Origin of the sequence: Mesorhizobium sp. M2A.F.Ca.ET.043.05.1.1 (genome assembly GCF_003952445.1) — a bacterium.
GTDB lineage: Bacteria > Pseudomonadota > Alphaproteobacteria > Rhizobiales > Rhizobiaceae > Mesorhizobium.
Map to the genome: position 1 here is coordinate 859,755 of NZ_CP034446.1, position 16,837 is coordinate 876,591.

At 66.1% G+C, this 16,837-nt stretch carries 15 protein-coding genes and 1 riboswitch; of the genes, 7 read left to right on the top strand and 8 right to left on the bottom strand.

All coding sequences use genetic code 11. The annotated features are described in order from the left end of the window. Window positions 1-768, top strand: a complete 768-nt coding sequence (locus tag EJ069_RS04075; RefSeq protein WP_126060198.1) for a cobalt-precorrin-6A reductase — start codon at window positions 1-3, stop codon at window positions 766-768. Here the strand turns inward: EJ069_RS04075 and EJ069_RS04080 are convergent. From EJ069_RS04080 to EJ069_RS04115, 8 genes are all read right to left on the bottom strand, one after another. After that, window positions 732-1,496, bottom strand: coding sequence for a precorrin-3B C(17)-methyltransferase (locus EJ069_RS04080; protein WP_126060199.1), 765 nt, complete (start codon window positions 1,494-1,496; stop codon window positions 732-734). The genes EJ069_RS04075 and EJ069_RS04080 overlap by 37 nt on opposite strands. After that, entirely contained in the window at window positions 1,493-2,242 is a 750-nt protein-coding gene (locus EJ069_RS04085; protein ID WP_126060200.1) for a precorrin-2 C(20)-methyltransferase, read from the bottom strand. Before EJ069_RS04085 ends, EJ069_RS04080 begins: the two co-directional genes overlap by 4 nt. Beyond that, window positions 2,239-2,871 (bottom strand): precorrin-8X methylmutase, encoded by a 633-nt coding sequence (locus tag EJ069_RS04090; RefSeq protein ID WP_126060201.1) that lies wholly within the window; start codon window positions 2,869-2,871, stop codon window positions 2,239-2,241. The genes EJ069_RS04085 and EJ069_RS04090 overlap by 4 nt, the downstream gene beginning before the upstream one ends. After that, on the bottom strand, window positions 2,872-4,374 hold the full coding sequence (gene cobG, locus EJ069_RS04095) for a precorrin-3B synthase (RefSeq protein WP_126060202.1): 1,503 nt from the start codon (window positions 4,372-4,374) through the stop codon (window positions 2,872-2,874). After that, window positions 4,371-8,132, bottom strand: coding sequence for a cobaltochelatase subunit CobN (locus EJ069_RS04100; RefSeq protein WP_126060203.1), 3,762 nt, complete (start codon window positions 8,130-8,132; stop codon window positions 4,371-4,373). Before EJ069_RS04100 ends, cobG begins: the two co-directional genes overlap by 4 nt. Before the next feature lie 30 nt (window positions 8,133-8,162). Then, window positions 8,163-9,200, bottom strand: a complete 1,038-nt coding sequence (cobW, locus tag EJ069_RS04105) for a cobalamin biosynthesis protein CobW (RefSeq protein WP_126060204.1) — start codon at window positions 9,198-9,200, stop codon at window positions 8,163-8,165. 2 nt (window positions 9,201-9,202) lie between these two features. Beyond that, a complete protein-coding gene (locus tag EJ069_RS04110; RefSeq protein WP_126060205.1) occupies window positions 9,203-9,628 on the bottom strand; it encodes a DUF1636 family protein in 426 nt (141 codons plus the stop codon). 39 nt (window positions 9,629-9,667) lie between these two features. Continuing rightward, window positions 9,668-9,873, bottom strand: a riboswitch (cobalamin riboswitch). Window positions 9,874-9,903: 30 nt separating this feature from the next. Then, the gene (locus EJ069_RS04115; RefSeq protein ID WP_126060206.1) at window positions 9,904-11,103 is read right to left on the bottom strand and encodes a winged helix-turn-helix domain-containing protein; all 1,200 of its coding nucleotides are present in this window, start codon (window positions 11,101-11,103) and stop codon (window positions 9,904-9,906) included. Between the two features lie 334 nt (window positions 11,104-11,437). Here EJ069_RS04115 and EJ069_RS04120 point away from each other — a divergent pair, with 334 nt between their 5' ends. The 6 genes from EJ069_RS04120 to nuoF are packed head-to-tail and all read left to right on the top strand — an operon-like array spanning window position 11,438 to window position 16,830. Then, window positions 11,438-11,803: an NADH-quinone oxidoreductase subunit A gene (locus EJ069_RS04120; protein ID WP_042643187.1), complete on the top strand. Its 366-nt coding sequence runs from the start codon at window positions 11,438-11,440 to the stop codon at window positions 11,801-11,803. Continuing rightward, window positions 11,794-12,375 carry an NADH-quinone oxidoreductase subunit B gene (locus tag EJ069_RS04125; RefSeq protein ID WP_015317338.1) on the top strand — a complete coding sequence of 194 codons (582 nt, stop codon included), beginning with the start codon at window positions 11,794-11,796 and terminating at the stop codon, window positions 12,373-12,375. The genes EJ069_RS04120 and EJ069_RS04125 overlap by 10 nt, the downstream gene beginning before the upstream one ends. A 4-nt stretch (window positions 12,376-12,379) precedes the next feature. Next, entirely contained in the window at window positions 12,380-12,985 is a 606-nt protein-coding gene (locus tag EJ069_RS04130; protein WP_042643181.1) for an NADH-quinone oxidoreductase subunit C, read from the top strand. Between the two features lie 9 nt (window positions 12,986-12,994). Continuing rightward, entirely contained in the window at window positions 12,995-14,185 is a 1,191-nt protein-coding gene (locus EJ069_RS04135; RefSeq protein WP_126060207.1) for an NADH-quinone oxidoreductase subunit D, read from the top strand. 1 nt (window position 14,186) lies between these two features. Then, window positions 14,187-15,515 (top strand): NADH-quinone oxidoreductase subunit E, encoded by a 1,329-nt coding sequence (locus EJ069_RS04140; RefSeq protein WP_126060208.1) that lies wholly within the window; start codon window positions 14,187-14,189, stop codon window positions 15,513-15,515. Between the two features lie 10 nt (window positions 15,516-15,525). Then, window positions 15,526-16,830: an NADH-quinone oxidoreductase subunit NuoF gene (nuoF, locus tag EJ069_RS04145; RefSeq protein ID WP_040982034.1), complete on the top strand. Its 1,305-nt coding sequence runs from the start codon at window positions 15,526-15,528 to the stop codon at window positions 16,828-16,830. Window positions 16,831-16,837: the final 7 nt, after the last annotated feature.

Sequence of the window (16,837 nt, forward strand, 5' to 3'; positions counted from 1 at the left end):
ATGACCCACCGCATTCTGATCCTCGGCGGAACCACGGAAGCCCGGCAACTGGCCGGGAAGCTGGCGCGTCGCCAGGATTTCTCGATCACGCTGTCGCTTGCCGGCCGCACCGAGAGCCCGGTCGCGCAAGGCGTGCCGGTGCGCGTCGGCGGCTTTGGTGGCGCGGACGGGTTGGCCGCCTATCTTCGCCAGGAAAAGGTCGATCTGCTGATCGACGCCACGCATCCATACGCCGCCCAGATCTCGGCCAACGCAGCCGAAGCCGCCAAGCAGTCCGGCGTGCCGATTCTTGCTCTGCGGCGCCCCGGCTGGGAACCGGTCGCGGGCGATCGCTGGACGCTGGTCGACAATGTCGCTGAGGCGGCAAGCGCTCTCGGCGCGGCGCCGCGTCGTGTCTTTTTGGCGATCGGCCGGCAGGAGGCTGGCGCTTTCGAGGCCGCGCCCCAGCACTGTTACCTGATCCGCAGCGTCGACCCGATCGAGCCGCAGCTGGCCGTGCCCGATGCGCTCTATCTGCTGGCGCGCGGACCGTTTCCGGAAGCGGATGAGCGAGCGCTGCTCGAAAAACACGGGATCGATGCCGTCGTCTCCAAGAACAGCGGCGGCGAGGCGACCTACGGCAAGATCGCCGCCGCGCGGGCGCTCGGCATCGAAGTGGTCATGGTCCGTCGGCCGCCTCTGCCTGACGTGCCCTCGGCCGAAACCGTCGATGCGCTGGCGGCCAAAGTCGATCATCTTTTCGCGCCCGTTGCCGAACGCGGCGTGTAGACCAGCGCCGGCTTCTCGCCGCGCCTAATGATGCGGGTCTCGGGCGAGCCGATGATGATGCAGGTCGACATGTCGGCTTTTGCCGCATCGGCGTCCGCGAGCAAAAACACCTCAATACGCTCGTCCGGCCGGCCGGCGGCGCGGCCGAAGATCACCGGCGTGGTGCCGGGCAGGATCGCCTTCAGGCACTCGAAGGCTCGGCCGAGCTGCCAGGGGCGGGCCTTGCTGATCGGGTTGTAGAGCGCGATGACGAAGCCGGCTCCGGCAGCCGCCAGCAGGCGCAGCTCGATCAGCTCCCACGGCTTCAGATTGTCGGAGAGCGAGATGGCGCAGAAGTCGTGGCCGAGCGGCGCGCCGATGCGGGCGGCGACGGCGAGCATGGCGGTGACGCCGGGGACGACAGCGAGGTCGATGGCGCGCCATTCGTCGGGACCGGCCTCGATCGCCTCGCAGACGGCCGCAGCCATGGCGAAGACGCCGGGGTCGCCGCCGGAAACGACGGCGACGCTATGGCCCTCGGCCGCCTTGGCCAGCGCCTCGTTGGAACGGGCGAGCTCCTCGCGGTTTTCGGAGGCGATGCGGGTCTGATCCGGCCGCAGCTCGAGCCGGTCAAGATAGGGCTTGTAGCCATAGAAGAAGGAAGCCTCGGCGACGGCATTGGCAGCCTGCGGCGTGACCTGGTCGGCATTGCCGGGGCCAAGGCCGATGACGGTGAGGCGGCCGCTCATGGCTTAGCCCCGAGGCGGGCCGACCAGCCGGCGACGAGCACGATGGCGAAATAGGGCGCCTTGTCGTCCGGCTTCTCGGCGAGTCGCATCGAGACGCTGCCCGGCATGGTGCCACGCTCGACATAGACAGCCTTCGCCAGCTTGCCGGTCGCTTCCAGCGCGCGCCTGATCTTCGACAGGTTGCGGCCGACCTTCATGATCACGGCGGCATCGGTGTCGGCGAGGCGCCGGGTCAGCTCGAACTCACTCATCGTGCCCGGCAGCACGGTCAGCACGTCATCGCCCTGGACGATCGGCAGGCCAGTGGCCGACCAGCAGCCGGACATGGCGGTGATGCCGGGGATGACTTCGGTCGGGAAGCGATGCGCCAGGCGAACATGCAGATGCATGTAGGAGCCGTAAAAGAGCGGATCGCCCTCCGACAGCACCGCCACCATCCTGCCGGCGCCGAGATGCTCGGCGACCTCTTCGGCCGACTGTTCGTAGAAATCGGTGATCTGCGCGCGGTAGTCGTCGTGATCCTTGTCTATTTCCGTCGTCACGGGATAGTGCAGCGGCAGCTCGATCATGTCCGGCCGGAAGCGCGCCCCGACGATGGCGCGCGCATTGCTGTTGTTGCCGCGCTTGGCGAAATAGGCGACCACGTCAGCCTCGGCCAATGCCCGCGCAGCCTTCAGCGTCAGCAACTCGGGATCGCCGGGGCCGGTGCCGACGCCGACCAAACGGCCTTTCACGATCGCGTTCACAGGCCCGGCCTCGCCAACGAATTGAGCGCCGCGGCGGTCATGGCGCTGCCGCCCAGCCGGCCGCGCACGATGGCATAGGGCACGCCGTAGGCGTTTTCGGCCAGCGCATCTTTCGATTCTGCAGCACCGACGAAGCCGACCGGCATGCCGATGATCGCGGCCGGCTTTGGCGCGCCGTCGCGCAGTTTTTCCAAAAGATAGAAGAGCGCGGTCGGCGCATTGCCGATGGCGACGACCGAGCCTGCCATGCGCTCGCCCCAGAGGTCGATCGCCGCGGCCGAGCGGGTGTTGCCGATTTCTCTGGCCATGTCATGCGTGCGCGGGTCGCGCAGGGTGCAGATCACCTCGTTGCCGGCCGGCAGGCGGGCGCGGGTGACGCCATGCGCCACCATCTCGGCATCGCAGAAGATCGGCGCGCCGGCGGCAAGCGCCGCGCGGGCCGCTTCAACGAAATCGTTCGAGAAAACGAAATGGCTGGCGGCCTCGACCTGGCCGCAGGCATGGATCATGCGGATCGCGACATCGGCTTCCGCCGCGGAGAAGCGCGACAGGTCCGCCTCGGCGCGGATGATGGCGAAAGAGCGCTCGTAGATCGCGTTGCCATCGTGGATATAGTCGTAGGCGGCCATTCACTGGTTCCGTCGATAGAGTTCGGCGATGCCGGCAGCGCCAAGCCTTGTGAGGCAAGCGGCGGCGGTTTCGCCTTGATGTCGTTCACCGCGGACCGCAGCCGCAATGGCGGCGACCCCGCGCGCGGCGTCATAGCCCGGCCTGTATCCGGCAGGAAGGGTCTTTGCCGTCCCGTCCACGACAAGTCCGGCTCCGTTTTCGTCGCCGACCAGGGTGAGCTTCGCTACGCCGGGATGCGCGCAGCCCTTGGCGCAGCCGGAGATGTGGAGCGTCAGCGAGGTATCGAGGAGTTCGGGGCTTTGCGCCGCAATTGTCTCGGCGATGGTGCGCGTGGCGATATTGCCGGAGGCGCAGGCGGGCGTGCCGGGACAGGCGGCGATGCGGGTGCGCGGATCGGTGGGGAAGGTGACGAAGCCGAGGGTGGCGGCCGTGGATTGCAGCGAGGCGCAGGCGGATGGGGAGAGGCCAAGGACAAGCAGGGCGCGGCTTGGGGCGAGGCGGATTTCGGTCGAGCCAAGATCTGCGGCCTTTGTGGCAAGCTCGACAAGGTTCTGCGCCGGCATGCTGCCGAAGGGCAGGACGATGCCGAGGGCAGTGCCTTCATCAACGTTGAAAAGGCCAATCGGCAAGCGAGGGCGCTCTACGGCGCCCCCCTCTGTCCTGCCGGACATCTCCCCCACTAGGGAGGAGATTGGCAGTTCGGCCGAAGGCGCTTCCCAGGCGAAGGTGGAGATATGCTGCGCTCTTTCAGCGCCGGAAATTGGAGAAACCGCCCGCGACGGATCGATCTCTCCCGTTGTGGGGGAGATGTCCGGCAGGACAGAGGGGGGCGCGAAGGAACGCCAACCTGCGAGAGAGGCCAACTGCCGTTCCGACAAATCGCGGGTATGCGCCTCGCGTCCTTTTTCGGCGACCATCCTCAACGCCGCCACAGCAATGTCGCGTGCAGCATCCGCATCGACTGTCGCGAGCGGCTTTCCACTGCGCCCGTCGCCGGCAACCAATACGGCCCAACGAACATCCTCGCCGGCCCGCACCGCCTTGAGCCGCACATCGGCCCCCACGGCATCCATGCTCAGCTGTCCGCCGCCATCGACAACCACCGACACCTTCGGCCCCAGCCTTGCCGTCAGCCCAGCTTCTTCGATCGCCGCCCTGAGCCGCTCGGCCAACGGGCGCGGATCGGCAATCTCCTCAGGGTCGATCCCCGCCAGCGGCCCGATCTCCACCGGAACGCTGGTCCGCACTTCAATACCAAGCGCATCCACCTCAGCCGCCAGGATCCGGGCGGTTTCCGCGCTCAGTCCGCGGATCTGCAAGCTGCCGCGCGCGGTCACTTCCATGATGCCATTGCCGTGGCGCAGGGCGGATTCGCCCAATCGGATCAGCAAGTTTGGCGCAAGTCCTCCAGTGACTGGATTGAGCCGCACCAAGAGCCCATCACCGGTCTGCATCGGCGCGCTGAGAGCAGGGCAGGCGCCGCGGCGCGAAAAGGCATTCATGCCGCCACCTCGTTTGTTTCGGCTTCGGCGATCAAGGCAGCGAGATCGTCGTCGATGGAATTCCTGAGCGGATGCCAGAGACCGCGCCGTCGCGCGGCGAGGAAGCGCTCGGCGATAACTTTCGCCGCCGCCGGGTTCTCGCGCAGCAGGAAGGCGCGGACGTCCGGATCGGCGACATAGGCGTCGTGCACGGCCTCGATCAGCGCGCCGGAAATGGCGTGCGTGGTCTCGGCGAAGCCGACCAGGCGGTCGACCGTCTCAGCGAATTCCGAGGCGCCGCGTGGGCCGTGACGCATCTGGCCTGCGATGAAGCGCGGGTTGACGGCGCGGGCGCGGACCACGCGCGAAACCGCTTCGCCGACCGAGCGCGGCTTCGGCTTCTGCGGGTCGGTGGTGTCGAGCACAATAACGTCGGCGTTGCGGCCAAGCGCTGCAAGCGCCGCCGAAAAGCCGCCGATGAAGGCGACATCGGCTGAGCCTTCGAGGATATCGCGGCCCGGATCGTCGCCGGTGTGAACGAGAAGATCGGCTTCGGCGACCCGGCCTTCGAAGGCGCCGGGCGCGGCAATCGCGTCGCCGTCGGCGCCGCCATAGGCGTGCGAGGTGGCCTCTAGATAGGCGCGGCCGATCTCCTCGCGCACGCCCCATTCGCCGCGCGACAGCAAATCCTCGACGCCGGCGCCATAGGTGCCGGGCGAGGTGCCGAAAATGCGCGGGCTGACCTTGCCGTGAGCGCGCGTCGCCGCGGCGAGCGGGTTCTCCCTATCGTCCTCGTCGCGGCCGGCGACGGCATTCGCGGCGGCGTCGATCAGCGCGATCTGGGTCGGGAACATGTCGCGGAACAGCCCGGAGATGCGCCAGGTGACGTCGACGCGCGGCCGGCCGAGCGCCGCCGGCGGCAACACCTCGATGCCGGTGACGCGGCCGGTGGCGGCATCCCATTGCGTCCGGCAGCCCATCAGCGCCAGGCCTTGGGCGATCTCTTCGCCGCCGGTGCGCAGCGAGGCCGAGCCCCAGAGGTCGATGACCAGCGAGCGCGGCCAGTCGCCATGGCTCTGCATGTAGCTGCGCACGACTTCCTCCGCCGCCGCCTGGCCGAGATCATAGGCGGTCGGCGTCGGCATGGTGCGCGGGTCGGAGGTGAAGAGGTTGCGGCCGGTGGGGAGCACATCGGAGCGGCCGCGCGCCGGGGCGCCGGCGGGGCCTGCCTTGATGTGGCGGCCGTCGAGCGCGGCGAGCAGGTTGGCCTTTTCGGCTTCGGCGCTTTGCCGGCGCAGCGGATCGGCTTCGTCTTCCGGTGCGCGGCCATAGACATGCAGCCCGTCCTTGACGGCGAAATCCTTGAGATCGCAGAGCCAGGCATCGATGCGGCGCAGCGCTTCGTCGGGCTGGTCGGTCCTGGCGACGCCGGCTTCCGAGGCAAGCCCGGTCTTCCGCGCCGTCTCGACGATCAGCTTGGCAAGTCGGTCGCGGCGGCGGCGGTCGAGCCCATCGGCCTGGGCATATTCGTCGACCAGCCGTTCCAGCCTCTGTTGCGCCTCATCAAGGCCGACGCCGGTCAGCGGCGGGGGCAGATGGCCGAGGGTTACGGCCGAGATGCGGCGCTTGGCCTGCGCCGCCTCACCGGGATTGGAGACGATGAAGGGATAGATTATCGGCAGCGACCCGGTGACGATCTCGGGGAAGCAGGTGTCGGAGAGCGCCACTGTCTTGCCCGGCAGCCATTCCAGCGTGCCGTGGGCGCCGACATGGACGATGGCGTGGACGCCGAGCGATTTCCGCAGCCAAAGCCCGAAGGCGATCAGCTCGTGGCGGGGAGGCAGGGTTGGGTCGTGGTAGTCAGCGCGGCGGTCGGCCGAGCGACCCCGGTCGGGTGCCAGTGCGACGGTGACGTTGCCGAAGGTGGCGGCGCGGAAGGGGAAGTGTTGCGGGGCGGCAGCCTTCAAAGGCAGGCGTTCCGTCGCCCCCCTCTCTGTCCTGCCGGACATCTCCCCCTCAAGGGGGGAGATTGGCAGTTCCGTCGCCGGCTCTCCCCTTGCTAGGCCGGAAATTGGTGAAAGCCGAGGTGAAGGATTAATCTCCCCCCCTGAGGGGGAGATGTCCGGCAGGACAGAGAGGGGGGCCTCGCGCAGCCCTATCTGGTCTTCCGCGCTGCCCCAGGCAGCCCTGACTGCATTACGCGCGCCTTCCGGCAGTTCTGCGGACAAGCGCAGGTAGTCTTTTGAACTTAACCCGTGCCCACCCACCTCCAGCGCATCCAACAACGCCCGCGGTGATTGCGGAATCCCTTCAACCGCGTAGCCCTGTTCTTTCAGGTCATGCAGCATTGCAAGCACACTCGACGGCACATCAAGCCCAACGGCATAACCGGTCCGTCCAGGGGCGCCTGGATAGTCAGGAACCAGGATCGCCAGCTTGCGCTCGGCCCGCTCCGTCCGCTGCAGGCGAATAAAGGCCGCGATCCGCCTGGCGACCTGCGCCACGCGGTCCGCCTCAGGCCGGTTGGCGAAGGCGCGAAAGGCCAGTGCCGGATCGGTCTCGATCTCGCCCTTGAAGGAGATGGCGCCGGCCAGGATGCGGCCGTCGAGCTCGGGCAGGACGACATGCATGGCAAGATCGGCGGGCGCCAGGCCACGCTGGTTGTTCTCCCAGACCTCGCGGCGCGTCGTGGCGACGATGACCTGAAAGACGGGCACGCCGGCGCGGTCGAACAGGGTCTCGGCGCCGGGCTCCGCGCCGGAGGCGAACGCGGTGGCGGTGATGATGGCGGCGGGGTTCAGCGAGGCGACGGCGGTTTCGACGAAGGCGAGCGACGCCGGGTCTTTCAGGCTGGAGACGAAAATCGGCACGGGCGTCAGGCCTTGCAGCTTCAACGCCTCCGCGAGAGCGTCGATCGGCGCTACGTCTGCCGCCAACAACATCGAGCGGTAGAAGAGGATGGGGACGACGGCGAAATTGTCGACGTCGAGTTCCGTCGCCCCCCTCTCTGTCCTGCCGGACATCTCCCCCTCAGGGGGGGAGATTGCTTTGTCGTTGACGGTTTCCCCAATCGCGGATGCTGCAGATGGCTCTTTTGATGCCGATGAAGAAAAGGCGCCGAGGCTGGTGACGGCTGATCTCCCCCCTTGAGGGGGAGATGTCCGGCAGGACAGAGAGGGGGGCGAAGGATCGCCAACGCTCGATAAGATAGCGTTCTGTACAACCCCTAACCCAGGTTCATAGTACCCAGCCTTCGGCACGCTCACCGGCTCGGCAACCGCCGCATCCGCCCCCGCAAGCCGCGCCAGCCTCCGCACCAGTGCGCTCATGTTGGCCGGCCCGCCTTCGCGGAAATAGCCGAGCAGGACGTCCAGCTCCGCACGCGGCAGGGTCGAGGCTTCGATCAGCCGCTGGTCCTCGTCATGACTTTCGCCGGGCAGCAGCGCCAGCTTGATGCCGCGCTCGCGCGCCACCGCGGCGAGCTGGTCGCAACCATAGCGCCACCAATCATAGCCGCCGAGGATGCGGACGAGGACGACCCTGGCGTGGCGGGCGACGCTGTCGATCCAGAGATCGACCGACATCGGGTGGCGAAGATCGCGCAAGGCTGCCAGCCGCATCGAGGGCAGCCGCGCGGCATCGGCCTTCCAAGCAGCGGCCAGGCCGGCGAGATCGCTGTCGGTGAAGGACAGCGCCACGACATCCGCAGGCGTCTGCCTGAGGTCGATCGGCTCGGCGAGATCGTCGAGCGAAGCGGATGTGGTGGCGAGGATATGCATAGCGGTTCGGGTCGGCCTTTCGTATTGGCCTCAGCCGGCGAGGATACGCTCGATCGCCGGGCGGTTCAGCCCCTTGAGGCCAATGACGACGAGCCGCGAGCGGCGGTCGTCCTCGGCCGTCCAGGCGCGGTCGTAATAATGGTTGACGCGCGGGCCGACGGCCTGGAGCAGAAGCCGCATCGGCTTGCCGCCGACCTCGACAAAACCTTTGACGCGCAGCACATTTTCCTGCTCGGCGGCAAGGGCGACGCGCTTGGCCAGCTCGTCCGGACTGGCGATCGACGGGATGTCGATGACGAAGGAATCGAAATCGTCATGCTCGTGGTCGAGCTCATCGTCGTGATGGGTCTTGCGGTTCTCGATATCGTCCTCGACGGCGAGGCCGAGGCCGAGCAGCACCGAAGGATCGACCTTGCCCTGCGCGGTCGGCACGATTTTCACGGCGCGCGCCACATGCTCGCCGATGACGGCGTTGGCGCGCTGAGAGCCCGCTGCGTCCATCAGATCGCTCTTCGACAGGATGATCAGGTCGGCGCAGGCGATCTGGTCCTCGAACACCTCTTCGACCGGATCGTCATGGTCGACCGAGTCGTCCGCCGCGCGCTGCGCCTGGAGCGCATCCATGTCGGAGGCAACGCGGCCGTCGGCCAGCGCCGGGCCGTCGACCACGGCAACGACGCCGTCAACCGTCACGCGGCTCTTCACCGTCGGCCACTGAAAAGCCTGCACAAGCGGTTTCGGCAGAGCGAGGCCGGAAGTCTCGATCAGGATGTGGTCGACCTTCGGCGTGCGGGACAGGATCTGGTCGAGCGCCGGCACGAAATCGTCGGCGACGGTGCAGCAGATGCAGCCATTGGCGAGCTCGACGATGTTTTCCTCCGGGCAGGTGTCGACGCCGCAGCCTTTCAGGATCTCGCCGTCGATGCCGACATCGCCGAATTCGTTGACGATGATTGCCAGCCGCTTGCCCTTGGCGTTCTCGAGCAGGTTGCGGATCAGCGTCGTCTTGCCGGCGCCGAGGAAGCCGGTGACGACGGTGCAGGGCACGCGGGAAACGGAAGCGTTCATGGTCAGTCCTTCAGCATGTCGAGAGGAGGGATGCGGGCAACCAGGCCGCGCTTGAGGGAATCGGGCCGGCCGCGCCAGGGGATAAGGCCGTCGGCCGAGGTGGCGAAGAGCTTTGCGCCGGCGACGAGGTCGGCGCCGCTGGTGGTGTCCAGATCGCCGAAGACGTAGCTCCAGCAGCCGTCGCGCAGAAGTGCTGCGCTCAGCCGGCGCTTGCAGTTGCCGAGGCATTCGACGGTGCGGATGCGAATTTTTTCGCTCGAGGCGGCGCGGCGCGTGTCTTCGGCAAGCAGCGCGCCGGCGCGCGGATGGGCGTCCGAGCCGGTTTCGTCGCGGCAGGACGAGCAGACGATGACGGTCACGCCGCCCAACGCGTCGGGCTCGGACGGAATGTCCGCGATGTTTGCCGGGAAACTGCCGTTGCGATCCAAAACCAGGCTCCTTGCCCGGAAAACCCGCCGGGCATTCGGATACTTAAAGTCTCAGACGGCAGGTCTCCTGGCTCGCGGGTCGTCGCCTCAGATGCCGCCTTCCCGGGAACATCCCAGTGGTTTTCGGCCGGGGCTCGTCGCTTACAGTTGCGGGGACAGCCGCGGATTTGGGTTTTTGGGCCCGCACCGCATTCCCTCTTGGCTCCTCCCTTTGCCGGGAGAAGACCGTCTGGGTCAAGATTTAGGCTTACGGCTGGGCGCCTGTCAACGCGCGGCTACGACGCCGCGATGTCGGCCAGCGCCGGGCCGAGGTCGCCGGCCGCCGTCACTTCGATCGCCTCCAGGCCGAGCCAGCCCTGCATCTGCTTCAGCTCCTCGAAGAGCTGGGCTGCCGTCTCCGGCGGCGCGTCGGGCTCGGCATAGGCGGCATGGACGCGCAGCACGCTGGCCGGGCGGTCGGCGCGCAGATCGACACGGGCGACGATGCGGTCGCCGAGCAGAAAGGGAAGCACGTAGTAGCCGTATTGGCGCTTTTCGGCCGGCGTATAGATCTCGATGCGGTAGCGGAAATTGAAGAGCTTTTCGGTGCGCGTGCGTTCGAAAACGACGGGATCGAAAGGGGCGAGCAGGGCGCGCGCCTCGATCCGGCGCGGGATTCGCGCGTCCTTGTGGAGATAGGCGGGCTTGTCCCAACCCTCGACCTTCACCGGCAGCAATTCGCCGGCTTCGACCAGCTCATCGATGCGGTCCTTCGTGTCGCCGGGCGCCAGGCGAAAATAGTCGCGGAGGTCGCCATAGGCGGCGATGGCGTGGGCGCGAGCGGAAATGCGCAGCAATTCGCGATGCGCGTCCTCGACCGAGGGCACCGGCAGGTCGAGCACGGCCTGCGGCAAAACGCGCTCCGGCAGGTCGTAATAGCGTTCGAAGCCGCGCCGGTAGGCGGTGGTGATGCGTCCGGCCCAGAACAGCCATTCGAAAGCGTGCTTGGCCTCGCTCCAGCCCCACCAGCCGCCATTGCCCTTGTGGCCCTCGATATCTGAGGCGGCGATCGGCCCGCGATCGGCGACCTCTCTATAGATATCATCGATCATTTCCTTGCGCTCGCGGCCCCATTTCGCCAGGCCGAGATACATCTCGTCGCCCTGCTCGGCGCGCTGCATGCGCCAGCGCAGCAAGGGGTAGGTCTCGACAGGCAGGAACGACGCCTCATGCGCCCAATACTCGAAGACGGCGCGCTTGCGGCCAACTGCGGCGTTGTCGAGCAGCGCCAGCGGGTAGGGGCCGAGGCGCGAATAGAGCGGCATGTAGTGCGCGCGCACCACCGCGCTGACGGAATCGATCTGCAACAGGCCGGTTCGCGAAAGCACGCGCGCAAGGTGCCGGCGATCCGGAACCCCTGCGGGACGAGGGTCGTTGAACCCCTGTGCTCCAAGCGCAATGCGCCTGGCCATGGCGAGCGAGATCTTCTCCTTCATCAGCTGTCCTTGCCCCGATCGTCCGTTGGATTTTTAGCCGGTGATTCCGGCCATGCTAGCAGGCAAATGGCGGGAGATATGTCAGGAGAGAAAAGTGGAGTAAAAAGTGAAGGAAATCAAACAGGAGCGGATCGGACCAGTTTCTTCCGATATGGCGTCCAGGGCCGCGATTTGAACAAGGTTTGACTTGCGTCACCGAAACCGCTGCGCTAACCCTCGCCGCGTTGCAGCATGGGCTCCCTTAAAACGGTTCAGCGGTTAAACTGTCACGCTTCCGCATTAGAGTTCGTTGCTGTAATCAAAGTGAACTGCCCCGCCGAAGGAAAGCCGCCGCATGAGCGCACTCCTGAGTTCATATCTGCCTATCGTGCTGTTCATCGCCGTGGCGATGATCGTGGGTCTGGCGCTCATCATCGCCCCCTTCCTGGTGGCCTATCGCAATCCCGATCCGGAAAAGCTTTCCGCCTATGAATGCGGGTTCAACTCGTTCGACGACGCCCGCATGAAGTTCGACATCCGCTTCTACCTGGTGTCGATCCTGTTCATCATCTTCGATCTCGAGGTCGCCTTCCTTTTCCCGTGGGCGGTGTCCTTCTCGAAGCTCGGCATGCTCGGCTTCTGGTCGATGATGGTGTTTCTGGCGGTGCTGACCATCGGCTTTGCCTATGAATGGAAAAAAGGAGCGCTGGAATGGGATTGAACGACAGTTCAGGCACCCTCGTCGCGCCGAAGCCCAAAGGCATCATTGACCCCAACACCGGCAGGCCGGTGGGGGAGGACGATCCCTTCTTCCTCGAAATCAACAATGAGCTGGCCGACAAGGGCTTCCTTGTCACCTCGACCGAAGCGCTGATCACCTGGGCGCGCAGCGGCTCGCTGATGTTCATGACCTTCGGCCTCGCCTGCTGCGCGGTCGAGATGATCCACACCTCGATGCCGCGCTATGACTCGGAGCGTTTCGGCGTCGCGCCGCGCGCGTCCCCGCGCCAGTCCGACATCATGATCGTCGCCGGCACGCTGACCAACAAGATGGCGCCGGCACTGCGCAAGGTCTACGACCAGATGCCGGAGCCGCGCTACGTCATCTCGATGGGCTCCTGCGCCAATGGCGGCGGCTACTACCACTATTCCTATTCGGTGGTGCGCGGCTGCGACCGCGTCGTGCCGGTCGACATCTATGTGCCCGGCTGCCCGCCGAGCGCGGAAGCGCTGCTCTACGGCATTCTCCTTCTGCAGAAGAAGATCCGCCGCACCGGCACGATCGAACGGTGAGCCGATGACCCTGGCGTTGAACGAACTCTCCACCTATCTCGGCGAGAAGCTCTCCGGCCGCATCGGCGAAGCCGTGCTTGCCTATGGCGAGCTGACCGTTTCGGTCGAGCCGGGCAATCTGATCGAGGTGGCGACCTTCCTACGCGACGATGCGCGCTGCCAGTTCATCTCGATCATCGACATTTGCGGCGCCGACTATCCGTCACGCGCCAAGCGTTTCGACGTCGTCTATCACCTTTTGTCGCCGAAACAGAATGTGCGCATCCGCCTCAAGGTCCAGGCCGACGAGGAAACGCTGGTGCCGTCGCTGACCGCTGTCTATCCCGGCGCCGACTGGTACGAGCGCGAGACCTACGACCTTTATGGCGTGCTGTTCTCGGGCCATCCCGATCTGCGCCGCATCCTCACCGACTACGGCTTCGAGGGGCATCCGCTGCGCAAGGATTTCCCGCTGACCGGCTTCGTCGAGGTGCGCTACGACGACGAGGCGAAGCGCGTGATCTACGAGCCGGTGGAATTGAAGCAGGAATTCAGAAACTTCGACTTCTTGAGCCCGTGGGAAGGGACGGATTACGTCCTTCCCGGGGATGAGAAGGCGAAGGCAAATTGAGGCGCCAGAATGGCTGAAACCTCCGTCCGCAACTTCAACATCAACTTCGGTCCGCAGCATCCTGCGGCGCATGGCGTTTTGCGCCTCGTGCTGGAGCTGGACGGCGAAGTTGTTGATCGCGTCGATCCGCATATCGGCCTGCTGCACCGCGGCACCGAGAAGCTGATCGAGGCGAAGACCTATCTTCAGGCCGTGCCCTATCTCGACCGGCTCGACTATTGCGCGCCGATGAACCAGGAGCATGCCTTCGCGCTCGCGGCCGAGCGCCTGCTCGGCATCGAGGTGCCGAAGCGCGGCCAGCTGATACGCGTGCTCTATTCCGAGATGGGCCGCATCATGTCGCACATCTTGAATGTGACGACGCAGGCGATGGATGTCGGCGCGCTGACGCCGCCGCTGTGGGGCTTCGTCGAGCGCGAAAAGCTGATGGTGTTCTACGAGCGCGCCTCGGGTTCGCGCATGCATGCAGCCTATTTCCGGCCGGGCGGCGTGCACCAGGATCTGCCGCAGAAGCTGGTCGAGGATATCGGCAAGTGGATCGACCCGTTCCTGAAGTCGATCGACGACCTCGACGCGCTGCTCACCGGCAACCGCATCTTCAAGCAGCGTAATGTCGATATCGGCACCGTTTCGCTGGCCGACGCCTGGGCCTGGGGTTTTTCGGGCGTGATGGTGCGCGGTTCGGGCGCCGCCTGGGACCTGCGCAAATCGCAGCCTTATGAATGCTATTCCGAGATGGATTTCGACATCCCGGTCGGCAAGAACGGCGACTGCTACGACCGTTATCTTGTGCGCATGGAAGAGATGCGCCAGTCGGCCAAGATCATGCGCCAGTGCGTCGATCTGCTGCTCGGCAAGGAAAGCGCCGGCCCGGTGTCGAACCTCGACGGCAAGGTCGTGCCGCCGAAGCGCGCCGCAATGAAGCGCTCGATGGAAGCGCTGATCCACCACTTCAAGCTTTATACCGAGGGCTACCGCGTGCCGGCCGGCGAGGTCTATGCGGCCGTCGAGGCGCCCAAGGGCGAATTCGGCGTTTATCTGGTCTCCGACGGCACCAACAAGCCCTATCGCTGCAAGCTGCGCGCGCCCGGTTTCGCGCATCTGCAAGCCATGGATTTCCTGTGCCGCGGCCACATGCTGGCCGACGTCACCGCCGTGCTTGGCTCCCTCGACATCGTGTTTGGTGAGGTCGATCGCTAAAATGTCAGTTCGTCGTCTCGCAGATGCCAGCGTCCAGCCAGCCACCTTCGCCTTCAACGAGGCGAATGCGGCGGCGGCTGAGCAGTGGATCGCCAAATACCCGAAGGGGCGCGAACAGTCGGCCATTATCCCGCTGCTGATGATCGCGCAGGAGCAGGAAGGCTGGGTCACAAAGGCGGCGATCGAGACGATTTCGGACATGCTCGGCATGCCGCGCATCCGTGGTCTCGAGGTCGCGACCTTCTACACGCAGTACCAGCTCAATCCGGTCGGCACGCGCGCGCATATCCAGGTCTGCGGCACCACGCCCTGCATGCTGCGCGGCTCGGAAGCGCTGATGGATGTGTGCCGCTCGAAGATCCATCACGACCAGTTCCACACCAACGACAAGGGTACGCTGTCGTGGGAGGAGGTCGAATGCCTCGGCGCCTGCGTCAACGCGCCGATGGTCATGATCTTCAAGGACACTTTCGAGGACCTGACGCCTGAGCGGCTGGCCGAGATCATCGATCTCTACGACGTCGGCAAGGGCGCCGAGGTCAAGCCGGGGCCGCAGAACGGCCGCCATGGCTCCGAGCCGGCCGATGGTTTGAAGACGCTTACCAGCGAAAAGGCGATCCTGAAGTCGACGCGTGACAAGGAAGCCAAGGCGGCCGCAAAGGCTGCCAAGGACGCCGCCGCCGCGGCGCCGGCTGCTGCCTCTGCCGCCGTCGTCTCGCAGGTGGTGCCTGCCGCGGCCCCGGCTCCCGCTGCTTCGGCCGCCTCGGGCCCGGTTGCGCCGTCCAAATCCAGCAAGCCGAAGACCGATGCGCCCGAGACCAGCCCGGCCTTGGCGACGCCGTCGCCGGTCAAGGTTGCTCCGGCCACCGAGAAGGCGGCCAGCGTGAGGGCGCCGCGCCATTCGGCCGCCAATGCCAATCAGGCTTCTCCGGAAGTCGAGGCCGTTTCCAAGCCGCGCAGCGGGCCCAAGAACAAGGCAGAGCCGGCTGCCGCCTTCAAGGCGCCGGAAACCAAGCAGCCGGTCGCCAAGACGGAAAAACCTTCGCTGGAGGACAAGAACCGGCCGGCCGGCATCGAGCGTCCGGCGACGGTCGACGACCTCAAGCTGATCTCCGGCGTCGGTCCGAAGATCGAAGCGACCCTGCATTCGCTGGGCATCTACACCTTCGCTCAGGTCGCCGCCTGGAAGAAGGCCGAGCGCGAATGGGTCGACGGCTATCTCAATTTCCGCGGCCGCGTCGAGCGCGACGACTGGGTGAAGCAGGCCAAGGCGCTCGCCAAGGGCGGCGTCGCCGAATACATCCGCGTCTTCGGCAAGAAGCCGGTCTGAGGGACGACAAATGCTTCAGGACAAAGACCGCATCTTCACCAACATCTACGGCCTCTTCGACAAGTCGCTGGCCGGCGCCCAGTCGCGCGGCATCTGGGACGATACGCCCGGTCTGATCGCCAAGGGCCGCGACTGGATCGTCAATGAGATGAAGGCTAGCGGGTTGCGCGGCCGCGGCGGCGCCGGCTTCCCGACCGGGCTGAAGTGGTCCTTCATGCCCAAGCAGAGCGACGGCCGTCCGAGCTATCTCGTCATCAATGCCGACGAATCCGAACCCGGCACCTGCAAGGACCGCGACATCCTGCGCAACGACCCGCACACGCTGGTCGAGGGCGCGCTGGTTGCCGGCTTTGCCATGGGCGCGGTCGCGGCCTACATCTATGTGCGCGGCGAGTTCATCCGCGAGCGCGAGGCACTGCAGCGCGCCATCGACGAGGCTTACGCGGCCAAGCTGATCGGCAAGAACAACACGTCCGGGTACGACTTCGACGTCTATATGCATCACGGCGCCGGCGCCTATATCTGCGGCGAGGAGACGGCGCTGCTCGAAAGCCTCGAAGGCAAGAAGGGCCAGCCGCGGCTGAAGCCGCCATTCCCGGCCAATGTCGGCCTCTATGGCTGCCCGACCACCGTCAACAATGTCGAATCGATCGCGGTGGCGCCGACCATCCTGCGCCGGGGCGCGGCCTGGTTCTCGTCCTTCGGCCGGCCGAACAATGCCGGCACCAAGCTGTTCTGCGTCTCCGGCCACGTCAACAACCCGTGCACCTTCGAAGAGGCGATGTCGATCCCGTTCCGCGAACTGATCGAGACGCATTGCGGCGGCATCCGCGGCGGCTGGGACAATCTGCTGGCGGTCATTCCGGGCGGCGCTTCGGTGCCGCTGGTGCCGGCCGAGCAGATCATGGACGCGCCGATGGATTTCGACGCGCTTCGCGATCTCAAATCCGGCCTCGGCACAGCGGCCGTCATCGTCATGGACAAGTCGACGGATGTCGTGAAGGCGATCGCCAGGCTCTCCTACTTCTACAAGCATGAAAGCTGCGGACAGTGCACGCCGTGCCGCGAAGGCACCGGCTGGATGTGGCGGGTGATGGAGCGGCTGGTGCGTGGCGAAGCGCAGAAGCGCGAGATCGACATGCTGCTCGACGTCACCAAGCAGGTCGAGGGACACACGATCTGCGCGCTGGGCGACGCGGCGGCCTGGCCGATCCAGGGCCTGATGCGGCATTTCCGCGGCGAGGTGGAACGCCGCATCGACGAGTTTTCGCGCAACGCGCACCGGGTCGAGCCGGTGATGGTGGCAGCGGAATAAGACTTCG

Excerpts from the sequence above, each read along its gene's own strand:
- cobW (WP_126060204.1), bottom strand. The coding sequence starts at position 9,200 with ATGAACGCTTCCGTTTCCCGCGTGCCCTGCACCGTCGTCACCGGCTTC.
- EJ069_RS04100 (WP_126060203.1), bottom strand. The coding sequence starts at position 8,132 with ATGCATATCCTCGCCACCACATCCGCTTCGCTCGACGATCTCGCCGAG.
- EJ069_RS04090 (WP_126060201.1), bottom strand. The coding sequence starts at position 2,871 with ATGGCCGCCTACGACTATATCCACGATGGCAACGCGATCTACGAGCGC.
- EJ069_RS04120 (WP_042643187.1), top strand. The coding sequence starts at position 11,438 with ATGAGCGCACTCCTGAGTTCATATCTGCCTATCGTGCTGTTCATCGCC.
- EJ069_RS04115 (WP_126060206.1), bottom strand. The coding sequence starts at position 11,103 with ATGAAGGAGAAGATCTCGCTCGCCATGGCCAGGCGCATTGCGCTTGGA.
- EJ069_RS04075 (WP_126060198.1), top strand. The coding sequence starts at position 1 with ATGACCCACCGCATTCTGATCCTCGGCGGAACCACGGAAGCCCGGCAA.
- cobG (WP_126060202.1), bottom strand. The coding sequence starts at position 4,374 with ATGAATGCCTTTTCGCGCCGCGGCGCCTGCCCTGCTCTCAGCGCGCCG.
- EJ069_RS04080 (WP_126060199.1), bottom strand. The coding sequence starts at position 1,496 with ATGAGCGGCCGCCTCACCGTCATCGGCCTTGGCCCCGGCAATGCCGAC.
- EJ069_RS04135 (WP_126060207.1), top strand. The coding sequence starts at position 12,995 with ATGGCTGAAACCTCCGTCCGCAACTTCAACATCAACTTCGGTCCGCAG.
- EJ069_RS04130 (WP_042643181.1), top strand. The coding sequence starts at position 12,380 with ATGACCCTGGCGTTGAACGAACTCTCCACCTATCTCGGCGAGAAGCTC.
- EJ069_RS04140 (WP_126060208.1), top strand. The coding sequence starts at position 14,187 with ATGTCAGTTCGTCGTCTCGCAGATGCCAGCGTCCAGCCAGCCACCTTC.
- EJ069_RS04125 (WP_015317338.1), top strand. The coding sequence starts at position 11,794 with ATGGGATTGAACGACAGTTCAGGCACCCTCGTCGCGCCGAAGCCCAAA.
- nuoF (WP_040982034.1), top strand. The coding sequence starts at position 15,526 with ATGCTTCAGGACAAAGACCGCATCTTCACCAACATCTACGGCCTCTTC.